Raw genomic sequence first — 14,819 nt, 5'->3', positions numbered from 1 at the left:
TATCCTTGACTTGGACAGTACCAGCTTCCGTACCATCACTTTTCCACAGTTCAGAGCCACCACTGCTGTCGATCGCTCTAAAGTAAAGTGTGCCGTTGACATTGGTCAGATTTTGCGGAGTTGAGCTACCCGTACCAGAGAAAATATCCTTAACAATGACGGTATCAGCCTCGTTGCCATCACTCTTCCACAGTTCATAGCCACCACTGCTGTCAATAGCAACGAAGTACAGCGTTCCATTGACATTGGTCAAATTTTGCGGGTTAGAGGAAACTCCACTAGTATTTATATCTTTGACGAGGCTAATCGATGCTTCTTCTGCTGCCATAACCGTTTTTCCTTAAACCTTTGGATAAAAATCACAAGCGAAATCAGGCGTTGGTTTATGCTCCTGTTTCTTGCTTGCAAAGATGTGGATCGTTGAATGCCTTAGCTTCGCTTTTTTACAATTAAACAGCCTCAGTAAAGATGTGGAATTTTATCGACAAAGAACTTAGGAGTCAGGAGAGTTAATTAACAAGAAGTTAAGCAACTGGCAAATGAATCAAGGGGTTTAAGATCCTCTACTAAATATCCAAATATAGCGATCTTCAATGGCAGTACTGAATCCTTACACTAATCGATTCTGAATTATTTCTTTATTTTTCTTTATATAAAGATATAAAGCCAATTTATTAGGGGTACATATCTGCCAGCCTCTAGTATGGAATGTTTTTTTACTGAAAATCCTAATCCAGTAAGCATTGCAATATAGTCATTCTCTAAAATGCTATATACATGCAATAGGTACAAATTAACGCGATCGCAATTCTTAATCACCCTATGGATAAATGCACTTTTTGCCAAGTTCAGAACTCATCATAATAATTAATCTTCTTTGCTTTCACTGAAGATTATCTCAGAGTTCTAGCTTACAGAAAAAAGTGGCAATTAAACAAAGTTATTAATTAAGTCAGAGGTGATTATTAAGTCATCTCAAGCATTTTTAGCCTGGACATAATGCCCATTTATGCAAAAAAGTGGATTGATAAATAGATAAATTATGTCCAAGGTTAAAGCCAAATTCTATGCCATCAAGCCAGTCCAACCAACTTGGCGCTTAGTTGCCATACGCGATCGCCTTTGTCATCATCGCGGGCTTGAGGAGAAACCTTTTGAACAAAGGATTTACCATCTTCCTTCTGGCGATTTCCCCAACTCCAATACACACCGGATTGATTGTACTCAGGATCGGCAACCACCGCCGCAACTCGTTCTCCCGCCAACTCTTGAGATACATATCCTTTGGTGATGTACTTCTGGAATAATGGGAAGATTTTCTGAAATAGGGGATAGTGGTTTCTAAATAGCGGAGTTTCTGCAACACATCCCGGATAGAGAGAGTTGAAGACGATACCGGTTGACTCGTGATAGCGCTTATGCAGTTCCCGCATGGTTAGGACGTTGCAAACCTTGCTGTCTTTGTAAGCTTTGACTGGTTCAAATTTCTTACCATCAATCATTGAGATCGGCTCTTTAAACCCTTCTGCAAAGCCTTGCAAATCGCCCAAGTCAGGACGCGGCGGAATCTTCCCACCCAGTTCGTCTGGATTGTGGGTAACAGTTCCCAAAATTACGAGCCTTGACTCTGAAGATGACTTCTGTAGATCCTCTAGCATTAGGTTGCACAGTAGAAAATGTCCGAGGTGATTTGTGGTGACAGTTAACTCGTAACCTTCTGGACTGCGTAAAGGCTCTTTTATTAAGGGCATATAAATCGCAGCGTTGCACACCAAAGCGTCTAGAGAGTGTCCGCTTGCTCGAAAGTTATTCACAAATTTTCGAACACTATCCAAAGAGCCAAGATCGATATGCATGATAGTGTAGCTGCCCTGATGCGGAATTCCCACAGATTGGGCTGCCAGTTGAGCTTTGGCTACATCCCTACAGGCCATCACTACATACCATCCCCTTTCAGCAAGAGCCTTGGCAGCGTACAAACCGACCCCTGAAGAGGCACCTGTGATTACAACCGTTGACTTCCTATCCTGTACCATTGCTATTCAGACTCTGTTAATCACCTTTTTCTCTCTTCAGAATTTTACATCACTGAGTCACCACCTCTGCTATGGTTGGCGATCGCTTCTCACTCAGTTCGATTGAGTTTCTCTAACAAAAGAGCTTCTACCTCGCTCTCAGGATCATCAAGATCGAAAGGATAAGGGTGTTGTGTAGCGGACAACGAGTCATCAAAACTTGCAATGCAGCCCGAAACTCTTCCTTTTGATTTCTATGTTCTGAAAGATATCGTTTCAGTTCAGTATTGGTCATCTGGTTGAGGTTCTGCATCATACAACAAATTTCCAATTCCCATGTTGATCAATTATGACTGCAATCTCATCCTTCAAAATGTGATGTTCCAACCGATTCATATCGTGCGATTAGATGAACGATCGCTCAATATATATATTTATATTGGCTGGACAAGATGAATGTAGTATAAAACTATGAATCAGGTAAACTATACAGCAATGAGCGACCAAGAGCTAAAGAGTTACTTTCTCACCCACAAGGATGATAAAGAAGCTTTTTATGCTTATATGGATAGACGAAAATCTCGTCATCGTTATGCTGCAATACAATTAAATGATCCAGCTTGGGAAGAAAAGATAATAGCTGTAATTCAGAAACAATTAGGTTCCGATTGATAACTTAATCATTTCATATTTTTAATCGAGGTGGACAAAGTTTTTATAGTCCCCTCGATTTTCCATATAAATTTACTTTTTGCTAATACTTCCGCTCTTTTGGCTCAAACATAGTAATCGCCACCGGACGATATTGAATATCAATTCCGGCTGGTGAATAGTAAGCCATTGTGTGTTTCAGAAAGTTTGTATCATCTCGCTCGGAATAATCTTCGCGGAAATGAGCGCCCCGACTTTCTTGCCGATTTAAAGCTGATGCCAAAATCGTCTGTCCCACTATCATCAAACTTCGCAATTCTAAGGCTTCCACAAGTTCTGTATTCCAGCAACTACCTTTATCATCTAAATAAATTTGTGGATATTGATGTTGGATTTCTGCTAATTTGTGCAACCCTTCACTCATTAATGCCTCAGTGCGGAAAACGCCACAGTAATCAGTCATACAATCCTGGAAGGCTTGACGGACTTGGTTAATACGATACTCTCCTGGTTGTTCTAACAAAGCTTGAATTTCTTGCTGGGCTTGCGTTACATAGCGTTGCTCATCTACAGAGGGTAATTTTCGTTTTTGGACGAATTTGGCGATCGCAGCCCCAGTTCTCTTGCCATAAACGACACATTCCAACAAGGAGTTACTACCAAGGCGGTTCGCACCATGTACGGAAACACAAGATGTTTCGCCAGCCGCAAAGAAAGCATCAACTAAACCATCACCACTACTGCGGACTTGCCCATCAGTGTTAACTGGGATACCACCCATACAATAATGAATTGTCGGGCGGACTGGCATCGGTTGAGTTACCGCGTCAACACCCACCAAACGATGGGCTTCTTCCCAACAAAAGGGAACGCGACTCATAATTTTTTCTTTACCCAAATGTCTCAAATCCAAATAGACAAAGGGGCCACCGGCACTACCGTCGAGATGAATACCACGACCGGCGCGAATTTCATAAGCGATCGCGCGTGAGGTAATATCACGAGGAGCCAATTCCATGCGGCTGGGTGCATAATTCGCCATAAAGCGATCGCCTTCACTGTTAATCAGATATGCCCCTTCACCCCTTACTGCTTCTGAAATCAGCACCCCTACCGGATATAAGCCAGTGGGATGAAATTGCACAAATTCCATATCTTCAAGGGGCAAACCTGCGATCGCAGTCATTGCCAAACCATCACCCGAAGAGGCGTAATCATTAGAGGTAGTATTATAAACGCGACCATAGCCCCCTGTGGCAAACATCACCGCCTTGGCTCGCACCACCTCTATATGTCCATCCAAAAGATGGAACATCACCACACCTTTCGCCTCATTCTCTTCCAAAATGAGGCGCATCACATACCATTCTTCATAGACTTGCACACCATAACGCCGCAAATTGTTAACCAATTCGTGCAAAATTGCGTGACCGGTCTTATCGGCAGCATAACAAGTACGGTTGTGGGAATGCCCGCCAAAAGCTCGTTGGGCAATGCGACCATCGGGTAAGCGAGAGAACAAAACGCCTAGATGTTCCAAATCAATTACCACATCTGGCGCTTCTTGGGTGAGAATTGCTACAGCATCTTGGTCTGCCAAATAATCAGAACCCTTGACAGTATCAAAAGCATGTGCTTCCCAACTATCTTGGGAATCAACATTTTTTAGCGACGCAGCCATACCACCTTGAGCCGCCACCGAGTGCGATCGAATTGGGTGGGTTTTAGCAACCACAGCAATGTTTAAATTGGGGTCAATACGGGCAATTTCCACAGCAGCGCGACATCCCGCCAATCCACCGCCAACAATAATTACATCGTGTTCCAGCATAATTAGCCCCCTGATTGCAAACCCCTGCTGTTCTATTGTAGAGATGTGATTAATCAGGTAGTGCATTGCTGCGATCGCCGTAGCATCTCTACAAAAAAATTCCCTGTCTCTAGACAAGGAATTTATTACAAATTTTGAAATTAGGAGTAAAAAATTAAAAATGAAGAGTTAGGTCTTCATTCCTAAATCCTAAATCTTTAGCTAGCTGCTTGCACAGGTTGTTGTTGAGATACATTACCTGGTATGGGTTCCATTTTGGTTCCCGGCCCTACAGGACTGACTTCAATATGATTTAACAAGGTCGTGACAAACGCAAACAACAAGAAAGGTAGCGATAGCAGAACGACCAAACCCGCAGTTGCTAAAGCGTACACAGGACGCTTGGCACCCATCAGCGCCAAGGCAGATGCCAAACTTAGGGTAATTGTAATTAACCAAACAATTATTTGACCGTAGATATCACCAAAAGTCAGCGTACAGACAAACCGATACTTTTGAATATTATTTCCGCTCATCACATTTGCCTCAAGTCTCTCCTATATAGGTTCTACGTTAGAACCATGTTTGCTTTGTAGACAATTTCTAAATATTTTTGCAAGCTTCGTAATATTGCTTCACAATTAACTTTTGTTGTTACAAAGTGCAATTCATCGCCCTGCATAGCCTAGATAGACCAAGCATACTCGACGGGAAGCCTTTTCCTGTAGTCATCACTGCCCAGAATTCTCCCCTTCCCTTGTACACACAATTCCTAACGCTCTTCTATTACTCTCGTTAAATAAAAATTTATAACCCTTGATTATTAAGGCTTTGATAAATTTACGAGTAGGTTGGGTTGAGGAACGAAACCCAACACGAAAAATCCTTGGTTTTGTTGGGTGTGTTATGCCGCACATCTCAGGTTGGTAGTGCGTTAGGACTATAGATAAATCCAGAGAATAAATCCAGCAAAATCAGCAGGTAAAATCCGATTTTTTGGTGTTAAATTTTGAGTATTGCCCGAATTTGTTGACTTAAATCAACAAAAATCTTTATTTTTCGTGGCAATGTTGTTTTAGGAGTGAACGTGAATACAATTTTTCTTCATAAAGGTGTTTTTTGGTTGTCGGGTATAGCTGCTCTTGCAGTTTTGAGTAGCAGCTTACCTGCAAGTGCCCAGACAGTAGACAAAGTAAACGGTCAAGTATTAACCGACCCTTCCGCAACTCTAGCGTCTCCCAACGAGTTTAGTACAGAACTAGACACTGTAAGTCAAAAGCTCTCTACAGAGACAATTGAAACATTCACAGCAACAAATCTAGCTAAGGTACAGCAGCCCGTAAACGCTGCAATGCAGGAAAACGCCAGTTTAACGTCTACACCCATTCCAGGCACTGTAGCAACTTCATCTGCAACGCTTACTTCTGAGTTTGTACAACTGACTTCTCAAACGACTGCTCAACCATCTGCTACCAAAGTGGCGCAATCGGATATTGATTTAGGTAGAACAAACCGTGGTGGCAGCAGTTATATTGGCGTTGCTGCTAACATTGGTTTGAGTGGTGGAGACTCATCTTTGGGCGATGGTAACTTCGCGGTAGTTAGTAAAGTTGCACTGACAAATTCTATATCGGTGCGACCCTCTGCCGTACTTGGGGACAACACCACAATTTTACTTCCGATCACCTACGATTTTACCTTCCAATCAGCAGATGCTTTTAGCGAACCTTTGCCCATTGCACCTTACGTTGGTGTGGGTGCAGCTTACAAAACTGGTGATGATTCCCAATTTGCCTTTTTAGTATCTGGTGGCATTGATCTGCCTCTAACTCCTCAATTCACAGCAACGGCCTCTGTTAATGCAGGATTTTTCGATCAAACTGATATTGGCTTGTTGTTAGGAGTTGGTTACAACTTCACTGGATTATAAGAGTTAGGAGTTAAGAGCTAGTAATATTTCATTCATAGCTCTTAACTCCTAATTCTTGATTTTCTATTTGGGGGTAACTTTATCAATTACCTTGATTTTGCCATCCTCCCCTACCGTCCAAACATCGTATACACCGATGACATCGCCGTTAGCATCAACATCTACGTTGCCGCTAGCTCCTTGATAGTTAATCTTCTGACCCTCTTTAAGTAACTTCAATCCCTCGCAGACATCGCTAACTTCCGTACCAGGCCCATCAGCGACTTCACGGATTTTGCTAGCTATGCCAACACCTGTATTTTCTTTAGCAGCTTGTGCTGCCAATGTCAATAACGCAGCCGCATCCCAAGCTTGAGGAGCGTATTCGCCTGGTTCATTACCCTTTTTCTCTTTCCATAGTTTGTTGAAAGCTTCTAGTGCTTTGCCATCGGAACCGGGTACTGTACCGATCGCTCCAGTTAAAATATATTTATCACCATCTTTGCCAACTTGTTCAGGAAAAGTAGGTGATTTCACGCCATCTGTCAGTAGAATCTGCACTCCCTTTGTTACACCTTGCTGATAGGCGGCTTTCAGGAACAGACTACCAGTTTCAGCATAAAGTACTGCCAGGACTGCATCTGGTTTACCAGCAAAAGCAGCAGATGCTTCTGTATCAAATGTCTGCGCTTTCGGGTCGTAGCGGACTGGCCTATCCTTATTAACGATGGTTCCACCCAATTTTTCAAAAGTTTGCACAAATGCTTTTTCAAAGCCAACGCCATAGTCGTTATTAATCACGACTGTGGAAACTCGCTGGAAACCTTTTTTTCTGGCAAGTTGAGCTAAAGCTAGTGCTTGGTAGGTATCGGGGGGAGCAGTACGCGCCCAAAAGCCTTTATAGTCTCCTTTTTGGGCTTTTTCGGTAAATATGGGACTGGTACTACCAGGGGAAACCAGCATAACTTTATTCGGCGTAGCAATCGAGACTGCTGCACTAGAAACGCTACTGGCAAATGAACCAACTACACCTGCAACTTTATCTAAAGTTGCTAGTTTGGTCATACCAGCTGCACCTGCTCTAGGGTCGGTTTGGTCGTCTACTTGCACTAAGGTAACTGGTTCACCATTCACACCACCGCAAGCGTTAACTGTATCAACGAGTAAAGGGACAGAACCTAGCATCTGCTGTCCAACAGAAGCTAAGTCGCCTGTTGTCGGTAGCAGGGAACCAATTTTTAGCCCTTTAGCACTGCTTGTATTAGTTGAGTTTGCTGCTGGGGTAGCTGTATTTCCTGTGTTAGCTGTGCCATTGGGGGTACTGTTATCACCACAAGCCCCAACTAGGAACCCAATTGCTAGGGTAGCTATACTGAAGCTTAAGGCGGCGCTAATCTTTTTCATAAGTAACTTTGACTCCTCAGATATTTAGGAGCCTAAAAGTAAGATTCAAACTAGATTTTTAAATTAGCTGTATCTTATCAGGACTCCAAAAGATAAATCATATCATCCATCTTTGGGAGTAGAAGTGTTTACGCCTATATTTAATTTACAAATTTACACAGAAGATTTTCTGTGTATTAAAGGCTGGAAAACGGAGAGGGAGGGATTCGAACCCTCGGTACGGAGTTGCCTGCCGTACAACAGATTAGCAATCTGCCGCTTTCGACCACTCAGCCACCTCTCCATGACTCACGAATATCAATGTTATCAGGGTTGCTCTTAAGAGTCAATAGTCATTTGTCATTTATCATTAGCCATTGGTTATTTATAAACCACTAAGGACTAAGGATTATAGACAAATGACTAATTTTTTAAAGAACTTGCGATCGCATCCAAGCCAGGGGCAAAGTGCGTAACTTTTTCCACTGGGGAACGAAAGCTCGCCTACTGAACACATCGTAATCGTTGCGTTCAATTACCTCCAAAATCTGACCGTAAAGCATTGATGCTGCCCATACAGGCCAACGGGCATCGGATGCTAAATAAGTAATTCCCTGATCGGATGTGCTATAGAATTGGCGGGCCCGTTCGATTTGAAAGCGCATCAGTGCCCGCCAACGATCGTCTACTACACCTTTGAAGAAGTCTTGCTCGGTGTAGTTGAATTTTTCCAAGTCCTCAAGGGGAATGTAGATTCGTCCCCGTTTGGCATCTTCTCCCACATCTCGCAGGATGTTGGTGAGTTGATTGGCAATTCCCAGAGCGATCGCTTCTTCTGTGGGAACATAAGGTTGTTTGTTCTGCTGCCACGGAGCGGTATATATGGTGCTATCCACACCCATAACTGCTGTTGACATTAAGCCAACAGTGCCAGCAACGCGGTAACAGTAGAGGTATAAGTCCTCAAAGGTTTCATAACGACTGCGATATAAATCCATGCGTTGACCGGCGATCATATCCCGAAAGGGCTGAATGTCCATCGGAAAGCGCTGGAGGGTATCAGCTAAAGCGACATCGTAATTTTCTAATGGGTGTCCCGCAAAAATCGATTCCAGCTGCTGTTCCCATAGGTCTAGGGTTTCTGGCGTGGTAATAGCAGATGCGGGCCCATCCACCAACTCATCTGTACGGCGACACCAAGCGTAAATTGACCAAATAGATTGACGTTTTACCGGACTCATGAGCAAAGTACCCAGGTAAAAAGTCTTGGCATACTTTGCTGTGAGATGTCGGCAAAGTTTGTATGACTCGTCTACAGAGACCAGCGTTTTCATGCGCGGGGGGGAATCAGGCAGTTGCAGCATTCGTTGCGGGCGGTCGGGTGAGCGTTTGCAGGTTTGAGGAATTTGCTACCGGGAGAGCCTCAGAAATTGCCTGCGCTGTCAGCTTACCAGAAAGTACGGCACCTTCCATACTGCCTAAGTAGCGTTGCATGGTATAACTTCCGGCTAGATAGAAGTTGGCAATGGGCGTAACTTGTGCAGGACGGTACTGTTGACGACCTGGGGTCGCTTTGTAAACTGAACGCGGCGTTTTCACCACATGAGATTTCAGCAGTGTTGCTGGATTGTCTCCTCCAAAGTGGTCAGGGAAAAGTTTTTCCAACTCAGCAAGCGTTGCAGACACAATTTCCTCATCGGATCTGGCAATCCAATCTTTTGCCGGAGCTAGAACTAATTCCAGCATTGAGCGATTGGGGTTGGCGTATTCACGGCAGGTATTGCTCATATCAGCATAAACGCTTAGGAGGGGCGATCGCGAAAAAAGTAAGTGATCGATGTCTGTAAGTTTCCGGTCAAACCACAGATGCAGGTTAATCACTGGTACTCCTTCTAAACCTTCTAGCTTTTGAAAAAACTCCATCAGCTTCCAAGGTTTAGGCAACATGACTTTCAAAGGATCGACTGACATGGCAGATACATACGCATCAGCCGTCAAAACTTCATCCTCTGCGCCATTTAACCCTCGAATCAAGTATCCCTTCACCGTGCCATCGGCATTGAGCAAAATTTCTTTTAAGGGGGCATTTAATCGCACTTCTCCACCGCGTTCTGTGATGTAATCGACGATCGGGCTGCATAGACGTTCTGTGGGAGAACCATCCAAAAATGCAATTTTGGAGCCATATCGTTCTTGTAGAAAACGATTCAGTGCAGTTAGGAGAATCGTTGACGATACTTCATCAGGATTGATAAAGGTGAGTGCTTTACACGCGGCGATAAAAACGTCACTAGTTACCCGCTCGTCAACACCTTGCCTTTTCAACCACTCTAAGAAGCTGTATTTGTCCATCTCTTCAACATACTTCTGACCCCGAACCACTGCGGGAAGGAGTCCAACTGCAAATCGAATCTTCTGCTCCCAAGTCAACATGTCTTTGTTGCGAAGAATCGATGCAATGACGTTGAAAGGAGATGGAATATCTGGAACATCAAAACGTGAGAGTGTCCCAGGCTTATCTGGTTGATTAAAAATCAGTGTATGCTCTTTCCACTGGAGTCTATCTTCAATGCCCAACTCCTTGAGCATTTGGAGCATATTCGGATATGCCCCAAAGAAGGCGTGTAACCCGGTTTCGTACCAGTCGCCGTCAGAGTCTTTCCACGCCGCAACCAGACCACCCAGTACGTCCCGGCTTTCCAAGACAATGGGAGTATGACCTGCGTCCGTGAGATATTTCGCGCAGGAAAGTCCTGCTAGACCAGCACCCGCGATCGCTACTCGCATTTAACCCTAATGCCCTTCAATATTTCTTAATGGTTTTATCGTTCTCATTATACGTTGCAAACTGTTACATTTGACGGTGATTGTGCGATCGCTTCCCTAAAAAACTTTTGCCAAAGGGAATTTTACTTACGCGCATCTGCTCAACAAAATTATCAATACCCTTGTTGGCAATAGCTTTGGGCGAACGTTTCATCTAGATTTATGTGCTGGAAATTTAGATAAATAAAAGTAATTGCTTTGACCAAAAATTGGTAATTTCAAAAGTAGTTGATTTCTTTGGGAATGTATGTATCTGATCTGAGAAAATATTTAGGGTACTGGTTACAGACTGCTATTAAACAACTCAGTTAGGTAAAAAATTATGAGTGGATCGCAGAAGCTAAAACGCTTTGGACATCACCTAATTCTAGGGATTTCCGGCACTGCATTAAGCGATGATGATAAACGCGTACTCAGTGAATTAAGGCCAATTGGGGTAATATTTTTTGCCAAAAACTTCTTGGATGGCGCTCCATATCAGGTTTGGTTGGAAAGCTTCAAGGATTTAAGCAGCCAGATACGAGAATATGCTGAACGTGATTCAATGTTTATGACTCTGGATCATGAAGGAGGTCGTGTCATTCGCACACCAATGCCAATTACGCGATTTCCTCATGCATTGTTGCTGCGATCGCACGCCCGCGAAGTAGCAAAAGCCACAGCATTAGAACTTAAATCACTAGGCATAAATTTATCTTGGTCTCCTGTAGCAGATGTTTTTTCCCATCCCCACAACCCAATTATTGGGCCTCGTGCTTTTGGTAGCACTCCCGAAATCGCCGCAAAAGATGCCCGTGACTACTACCTTGGACTTCAAGAGTCAGGAATTTTGGGATGCGCCAAACACTTCCCCGGACATGGAGATACCAGCAAAGATTCTCACATTGAGTTGCCAATACTGGATTTAACTTTAGAAGACCTGCGACTTCGAGAACTCATACCTTTCAAAGCTCTAATCGAAGTACAGATACCCCTAATTATGACTGCCCATATTTTATTCCCTAAGATAGATGCTGATGTACCAGCAACGCTTTCCCAAGCTATCCTAAAAAACATACTTAGAGAAGAACTTGGTTTTGAGGGAGTAGTTGTATCTGACGATTTGGATATGAAAGCGATATCAGATATGTTTACTCAAGCTGGTACTGTAGCGCAGTCATTTCATGCCGGCTGTGACCTGTTTATTGTTTCGCGCAATATCAACTCATCATCGATTGAAAGAACTTATCAGATTGCTGAAGATTTCGCCGATTCCCTAACTAAGGGTAGCTTAGACGAATCAGTAGTGGAAGCAGCCAAAGAAAGAATCGATAAACTACTGGCAGTAACACCGCAATATCCTGTAAATGCTCTGGATAAAGATATATTATTGCAACATGCTCAATTAGCGATCGCTAGTTCCTCTTCATAACCCAAGTGCGTTCAAGTTGCATATCAGCAATTGCCAAAAGGCTAACTAAGATTGCAATTTTAAATTTTAAATTTTAAATTGTTTACTGGGTGGTATAGGGGTCGAACCTATTTCTGCGAGTTAAAAGCTCGCTGCACAGCCGTTATGCCAACCACCCTAGTTAATTTAAATAAGAAATGAGCAAGTGCGATTTGTAACACCAACACTAGAGATAAATCCACCAGGGAGGTACTGCCCCTCCTATTTCTGTGTTATCAGCACAGCGCCTCGCTTTTCGGCTTCAGGTGGAAAAACAGGAAGATGGAGGAATCGAACCCCTACAGTTGCCCATACCCTGGTTTTCAAGACCAGTTGCCGTCCGTTCAGCAGCATCTTCCATTCAGGGGTGACTGACGGGACTTGAACCCGCTATGACTGGTTCCACAAACCAGCGCCTCGACCACTTTGGCTTCAGACACCATCAGTGGAATCAATGGGAATTGAACCCATAACCTCCTGCTTGCAAGGCAGGCGCTCTAGCCATTTGAGCTATGACCCCATCAAATAAGTAAAAAGAGCAAAGTAAAAACTAAAAAGAAAGAGAACTATTAAATTCATTCTTTGCTCTATTCCATTGAGCTACACTCCCAATATTTGGTAGTCCTGGCAGGAATTGAACCCGCAACATTCTTCTTGTAAGGAAGACACTCTTCCAATTGGGCTACAAGAGTAGAGTTTGGCAGCCCCGCCAGGACTCGAACCTGGAATCTTCGCCTTCAAAGGGCGCTATGTTGCCAATTACACCACAGGGCTTTATTGCCAGGGCAGGGTTTGAACCTGCAACCTCATCGTTCAGAGCGATGCGACTTACCAATTCGTCCACCCGGCAATGAATGGCTGCCTCAGTAGGACTCGAACCTACAACCGCGCGGTTAACAGCCGCTTGCTCTACCATTGAGCTATGAGGCAACGAAGCCCCCCAGGTCGGAATCGAACCGACGACCTCCTGTTCTTCAGACAGGCGCTAACTACCAACTGAGCTACCGGGGGATAAAAGAAGAGATTATGCAACGAGAGTGGAGGGATTTGAACCCTCAAATCTTCAGTTTCGTAGACTGAGATGTTATCCAGTTACACCACACTCTCAAAACGGAGAGAACAGGATTTGAACCTGCGACGGGCATTAACTACCCGCTTCCTCTTAGCAGGAGGACGCTTTGGGCCACTCAGCCACCTCTCCATAGTGGGTCGAGCAGGATTTGTAGCTTGCTTCCCGCAGGGTACCTGCGTGCAAAAAAGAACAGTTTTACAGACTGTCGCCTTCAGCCAGACTCGGCCACCGACCCCTAATCATTCCCTCGACGAGAATTGAACTCGCATCTGTGCTTTGAAAGAACACTGACTTAACCATTCGTCCACGAGGGCATAGTTGACTGGATTTTAGATTTTGGATTAAATTTTTCAATCCAAAATTGTCTGACACAGGGACTAGGATTTGAACCTAGAACATCGGATTTGGAGTCACGAGGTGTTGCCGTTACACCATCCCTGCATTTAGTGGCAGCGACGGGATTTGCACCCGCATATACCAGGGTATGAATCTGGGGCTTTGCTGATTAAGCTACGCTGCGATCGCACCAGAGGTCAGGGCGGGATTTGAACCCGCGCTAATCGGTTTTGCAGACCAACGCCTTCAACCACTTGGCTACCTGACCATTTGGGAGTCCCGACGAGATTCGCACTCGCAATCTTCAGCTTGAGGAGGCAGCGCGTTGCGGAGGTTCCCTCCGTTGTAGCGACTGCCGTAGGCTGACGGCTTAAACTATTCGCCTACGGGACTACAACCAGGGTGACGGGATTTGAACCCGCAACATTTCCGCAGACAACGGAACGCTCTAGCCAGTTGAGCTACACCCCGATTTTTGAGAATCTGCGCCTAAATTTTTAAGTTTTTAGGGACAGATTTTGTTGGTGAACTTGCCCATTTCTTATTTAGTTTTCAAGGTTCAGAAAATTGACTTTTTACTGTTAGGAAAACAACCGAAACTCTAGGTAGCAAGCCTGTTGTGTATTACGGATGTATTCAGTAGTTTTGATGAGTGCAAACTTAGAACTTTTTTGGTTGATTGCCTCTATTTCAGATGGTTTAAAAGTAGAAGCAGCTTTCTTGACTGAGGACTCTGGTTGATTCCAGCGCCTCTGTTTAAGTTGTATGTAGAACATGACTTTGACCCTTGCGAAGCTTTGTCTTTCGCCTCACTACATTTATACTACAAAATACTACAAGGGGTGTCAAGGGGTTTCAGAAAATTTTTTTGAAATTGTCTAGAAAAGTTTCTGCGCTTAGATTTGAGCTTGATCGCACTTCTGAAAACTAAAACCACAGCTTATGATTGGTTGATCTTTAAATAATGGACTATCTGCTTACGCCAAAAGCCAGAAAGACGCTGTAATTATGTGGTCACTAACTTCAGCTGATACCCCGGATTTCTCACCACACCTCGGATGGAGGAGTAATGAGTAGTGAGTAAAGAGTAATGAGTAAAATTCTTAACTTATTACTCATTACTTATTACTTCTACGTAAAGCAGCTTGTGAGAAATGCGGGATACGGATCCTCACGCCAAACCGTAGGCATTTGTAAATAATGTCCTGAAAGGCGCGAAACCTGGTTCTATTGTTTTGATGCATGACGGTGGTGGCGATGTTTAGCGACATGCCGCTTTGCGTCTACGCCACAGAACTGTAGAAGCTTTGCCACAAATCATCAGTGGACTCAAACAGCAAGGCTACCGATTTGTGACAATTCCCGAATTGCTGTAAATGGAGCAATAA

At 43.9% G+C, this 14,819-nt stretch carries 14 protein-coding genes, 19 tRNA genes and 1 pseudogene; 5 read left to right on the top strand and 29 right to left on the bottom strand.

The annotated features are described in order from the left end of the window. The 3 genes from VB732_RS05760 to VB732_RS35945 all read right to left on the bottom strand — a co-directional run. The coding region (locus tag VB732_RS05760; protein WP_323229880.1) for an ELWxxDGT repeat protein at window positions 1–328 on the bottom strand (328 nt) is incomplete at its 3' end. A gap of 745 nt (window positions 329–1,073) precedes the next feature. After that, a complete protein-coding gene (locus VB732_RS05755) occupies window positions 1,074–2,036 on the bottom strand; it encodes a protochlorophyllide reductase (protein ID WP_323229879.1) in 963 nt (320 codons plus the stop codon). Window positions 2,037–2,163: 127 nt separating this feature from the next. Then, window positions 2,164–2,310 carry a DUF6887 family protein gene (locus VB732_RS35945; protein WP_416235731.1) on the bottom strand — a complete coding sequence of 49 codons (147 nt, stop codon included), beginning with the start codon at window positions 2,308–2,310 and terminating at the stop codon, window positions 2,164–2,166. A gap of 41 nt (window positions 2,311–2,351) precedes the next feature. On the opposite strand from VB732_RS35945, the gene VB732_RS35940 reads away from it, so the two are divergent. Next, complete coding sequence (locus tag VB732_RS35940; RefSeq protein WP_416235730.1) at window positions 2,352–2,471, top strand: DUF6888 family protein; 120 nt, start codon at window positions 2,352–2,354, stop codon at window positions 2,469–2,471. Window positions 2,472–2,486: 15 nt separating this feature from the next. Next, window positions 2,487–2,687: a DUF6887 family protein gene (locus VB732_RS05750; protein ID WP_323229877.1), complete on the top strand. Its 201-nt coding sequence runs from the start codon at window positions 2,487–2,489 to the stop codon at window positions 2,685–2,687. Between the two features lie 82 nt (window positions 2,688–2,769). Here VB732_RS05750 and VB732_RS05745 read toward each other — a convergent pair whose 3' ends face one another. Continuing rightward, window positions 2,770–4,497, bottom strand: a complete 1,728-nt coding sequence (locus tag VB732_RS05745) for a succinate dehydrogenase/fumarate reductase flavoprotein subunit (protein WP_323229993.1) — start codon at window positions 4,495–4,497, stop codon at window positions 2,770–2,772. A 197-nt stretch (window positions 4,498–4,694) separates the two neighbouring features. Continuing rightward, window positions 4,695–5,012 carry a hypothetical protein gene (locus VB732_RS05740; protein ID WP_012409297.1) on the bottom strand — a complete coding sequence of 106 codons (318 nt, stop codon included), beginning with the start codon at window positions 5,010–5,012 and terminating at the stop codon, window positions 4,695–4,697. Between the two features lie 551 nt (window positions 5,013–5,563). On the opposite strand from VB732_RS05740, the gene VB732_RS05735 reads away from it, so the two are divergent. Further along, entirely contained in the window at window positions 5,564–6,406 is an 843-nt protein-coding gene (locus tag VB732_RS05735; RefSeq protein ID WP_323229875.1) for a hypothetical protein, read from the top strand. Window positions 6,407–6,469: 63 nt separating this feature from the next. On the opposite strand, the gene VB732_RS05730 is transcribed toward VB732_RS05735, so the two are convergent. The 5 genes from VB732_RS05730 to VB732_RS05710 form a co-directional block, all read right to left on the bottom strand. Continuing rightward, a complete protein-coding gene (locus VB732_RS05730) occupies window positions 6,470–7,789 on the bottom strand; it encodes an ABC transporter substrate-binding protein (RefSeq protein WP_323229873.1) in 1,320 nt (439 codons plus the stop codon). A 191-nt stretch (window positions 7,790–7,980) separates the two neighbouring features. After that, window positions 7,981–8,072 (bottom strand) — tRNA-Ser (locus tag VB732_RS05725). 127 nt (window positions 8,073–8,199) lie between these two features. After that, entirely contained in the window at window positions 8,200–9,132 is a 933-nt protein-coding gene (gene crtB / locus VB732_RS05720; RefSeq protein WP_323229872.1) for a 15-cis-phytoene synthase CrtB, read from the bottom strand. Beyond that, window positions 9,116–10,555 (bottom strand): 15-cis-phytoene desaturase, encoded by a 1,440-nt coding sequence (pds, locus tag VB732_RS05715; protein ID WP_323229871.1) that lies wholly within the window; start codon window positions 10,553–10,555, stop codon window positions 9,116–9,118. Before pds ends, crtB begins: the two co-directional genes overlap by 17 nt. 64 nt (window positions 10,556–10,619) lie before the next feature. After that, the gene (locus VB732_RS05710; protein WP_323229870.1) at window positions 10,620–10,748 is read right to left on the bottom strand and encodes a hypothetical protein; all 129 of its coding nucleotides are present in this window, start codon (window positions 10,746–10,748) and stop codon (window positions 10,620–10,622) included. Window positions 10,749–10,916: 168 nt separating this feature from the next. Between VB732_RS05710 and nagZ the strand changes: the two genes are divergently transcribed. Then, window positions 10,917–12,005 (top strand): beta-N-acetylhexosaminidase, encoded by a 1,089-nt coding sequence (gene nagZ, locus VB732_RS05705; RefSeq protein ID WP_323229869.1) that lies wholly within the window; start codon window positions 10,917–10,919, stop codon window positions 12,003–12,005. Window positions 12,006–12,091: 86 nt separating this feature from the next. On the opposite strand, the gene VB732_RS05700 is transcribed toward nagZ, so the two are convergent. The 19 genes from VB732_RS05700 to VB732_RS05610 all read right to left on the bottom strand — a co-directional run bounded on the left by VB732_RS05700 (window position 12,092) and on the right by VB732_RS05610 (window position 14,207). Beyond that, window positions 12,092–12,162, bottom strand: a tRNA-Lys gene (locus tag VB732_RS05700). 137 nt (window positions 12,163–12,299) lie between these two features. Then, a tRNA-Ser gene (locus tag VB732_RS05695) sits at window positions 12,300–12,382 on the bottom strand. A 6-nt stretch (window positions 12,383–12,388) separates the two neighbouring features. Beyond that, a tRNA-His gene (locus VB732_RS05690) sits at window positions 12,389–12,464 on the bottom strand. A gap of 5 nt (window positions 12,465–12,469) precedes the next feature. Continuing rightward, window positions 12,470–12,543: transfer RNA gene (locus VB732_RS05685), tRNA-Ala, on the bottom strand. A 96-nt stretch (window positions 12,544–12,639) separates the two neighbouring features. After that, a tRNA-Val gene (locus VB732_RS05680) sits at window positions 12,640–12,709 on the bottom strand. A 12-nt stretch (window positions 12,710–12,721) separates the two neighbouring features. Further along, window positions 12,722–12,797 (bottom strand) — tRNA-Gln (locus VB732_RS05675). A gap of 3 nt (window positions 12,798–12,800) precedes the next feature. After that, window positions 12,801–12,873, bottom strand: a tRNA-Gln gene (locus VB732_RS05670). A gap of 5 nt (window positions 12,874–12,878) precedes the next feature. Next, window positions 12,879–12,953: transfer RNA gene (locus tag VB732_RS05665), tRNA-Asn, on the bottom strand. Between the two features lie 6 nt (window positions 12,954–12,959). Then, window positions 12,960–13,034: transfer RNA gene (locus tag VB732_RS05660), tRNA-Phe, on the bottom strand. Between the two features lie 21 nt (window positions 13,035–13,055). Continuing rightward, window positions 13,056–13,130, bottom strand: a tRNA-Arg gene (locus tag VB732_RS05655). 4 nt (window positions 13,131–13,134) lie between these two features. Beyond that, window positions 13,135–13,224 (bottom strand) — tRNA-Ser (locus tag VB732_RS05650). A gap of 4 nt (window positions 13,225–13,228) precedes the next feature. Continuing rightward, window positions 13,229–13,330, bottom strand: a tRNA-Tyr gene (locus tag VB732_RS05645). Window positions 13,331–13,337: 7 nt separating this feature from the next. Then, a tRNA-Glu gene (locus tag VB732_RS05640) sits at window positions 13,338–13,408 on the bottom strand. A gap of 56 nt (window positions 13,409–13,464) precedes the next feature. After that, window positions 13,465–13,536: transfer RNA gene (locus VB732_RS05635), tRNA-Trp, on the bottom strand. Window positions 13,537–13,542: 6 nt separating this feature from the next. Further along, window positions 13,543–13,615: transfer RNA gene (locus VB732_RS05630), tRNA-Met, on the bottom strand. 10 nt (window positions 13,616–13,625) lie between these two features. Next, window positions 13,626–13,699: transfer RNA gene (locus VB732_RS05625), tRNA-Cys, on the bottom strand. A gap of 3 nt (window positions 13,700–13,702) precedes the next feature. Further along, window positions 13,703–13,824, bottom strand: a tRNA-OTHER gene (locus VB732_RS05620). Between the two features lie 4 nt (window positions 13,825–13,828). Further along, window positions 13,829–13,902, bottom strand: a tRNA-Asp gene (locus VB732_RS05615). A gap of 110 nt (window positions 13,903–14,012) precedes the next feature. Then, window positions 14,013–14,207: a hypothetical protein gene (locus VB732_RS05610; protein WP_323229868.1), complete on the bottom strand. Its 195-nt coding sequence runs from the start codon at window positions 14,205–14,207 to the stop codon at window positions 14,013–14,015. A 384-nt stretch (window positions 14,208–14,591) separates the two neighbouring features. Between VB732_RS05610 and VB732_RS05605 the strand changes: the two are divergent. Next, window positions 14,592–14,807, top strand: a pseudogene (locus VB732_RS05605) (hypothetical protein); the annotation flags it as partial. Window positions 14,808–14,819: the final 12 nt, after the last annotated feature.

It is taken from the genome of Nostoc sp. UHCC 0252, assembly GCF_034931145.1.
GTDB lineage: Bacteria > Cyanobacteriota > Cyanobacteriia > Cyanobacteriales > Nostocaceae > Nostoc.
Note: the sequence above shows the minus strand (reverse complement) of the source record. Positions and strands in the feature narration are given on the sequence as shown.

What these genes read in the sequence shown, in the direction of transcription:
- VB732_RS05755 (WP_323229879.1), bottom strand. Translation starts at nt 2,036, where the DNA reads ATGGTACAGGATAGGAAGTCAACGGTTGTAATCACAGGTGCCTCTTCA.
- VB732_RS05750 (WP_323229877.1), top strand. Translation starts at nt 2,487, where the DNA reads ATGAATCAGGTAAACTATACAGCAATGAGCGACCAAGAGCTAAAGAGT.
- VB732_RS05745 (WP_323229993.1), bottom strand. Translation starts at nt 4,497, where the DNA reads ATGCTGGAACACGATGTAATTATTGTTGGCGGTGGATTGGCGGGATGT.
- crtB (WP_323229872.1), bottom strand. Translation starts at nt 9,132, where the DNA reads ATGCTGCAACTGCCTGATTCCCCCCCGCGCATGAAAACGCTGGTCTCT.
- VB732_RS05610 (WP_323229868.1), bottom strand. Translation starts at nt 14,207, where the DNA reads ATGTTCTACATACAACTTAAACAGAGGCGCTGGAATCAACCAGAGTCC.
- VB732_RS35940 (WP_416235730.1), top strand. Translation starts at nt 2,352, where the DNA reads ATGTTGATCAATTATGACTGCAATCTCATCCTTCAAAATGTGATGTTC.
- pds (WP_323229871.1), bottom strand. Translation starts at nt 10,555, where the DNA reads ATGCGAGTAGCGATCGCGGGTGCTGGTCTAGCAGGACTTTCCTGCGCG.
- VB732_RS05710 (WP_323229870.1), bottom strand. Translation starts at nt 10,748, where the DNA reads ATGAAACGTTCGCCCAAAGCTATTGCCAACAAGGGTATTGATAATTTT.
- VB732_RS05740 (WP_012409297.1), bottom strand. Translation starts at nt 5,012, where the DNA reads ATGAGCGGAAATAATATTCAAAAGTATCGGTTTGTCTGTACGCTGACT.
- VB732_RS05730 (WP_323229873.1), bottom strand. Translation starts at nt 7,789, where the DNA reads ATGAAAAAGATTAGCGCCGCCTTAAGCTTCAGTATAGCTACCCTAGCA.
- nagZ (WP_323229869.1), top strand. Translation starts at nt 10,917, where the DNA reads ATGAGTGGATCGCAGAAGCTAAAACGCTTTGGACATCACCTAATTCTA.
- VB732_RS35945 (WP_416235731.1), bottom strand. Translation starts at nt 2,310, where the DNA reads ATGACCAATACTGAACTGAAACGATATCTTTCAGAACATAGAAATCAA.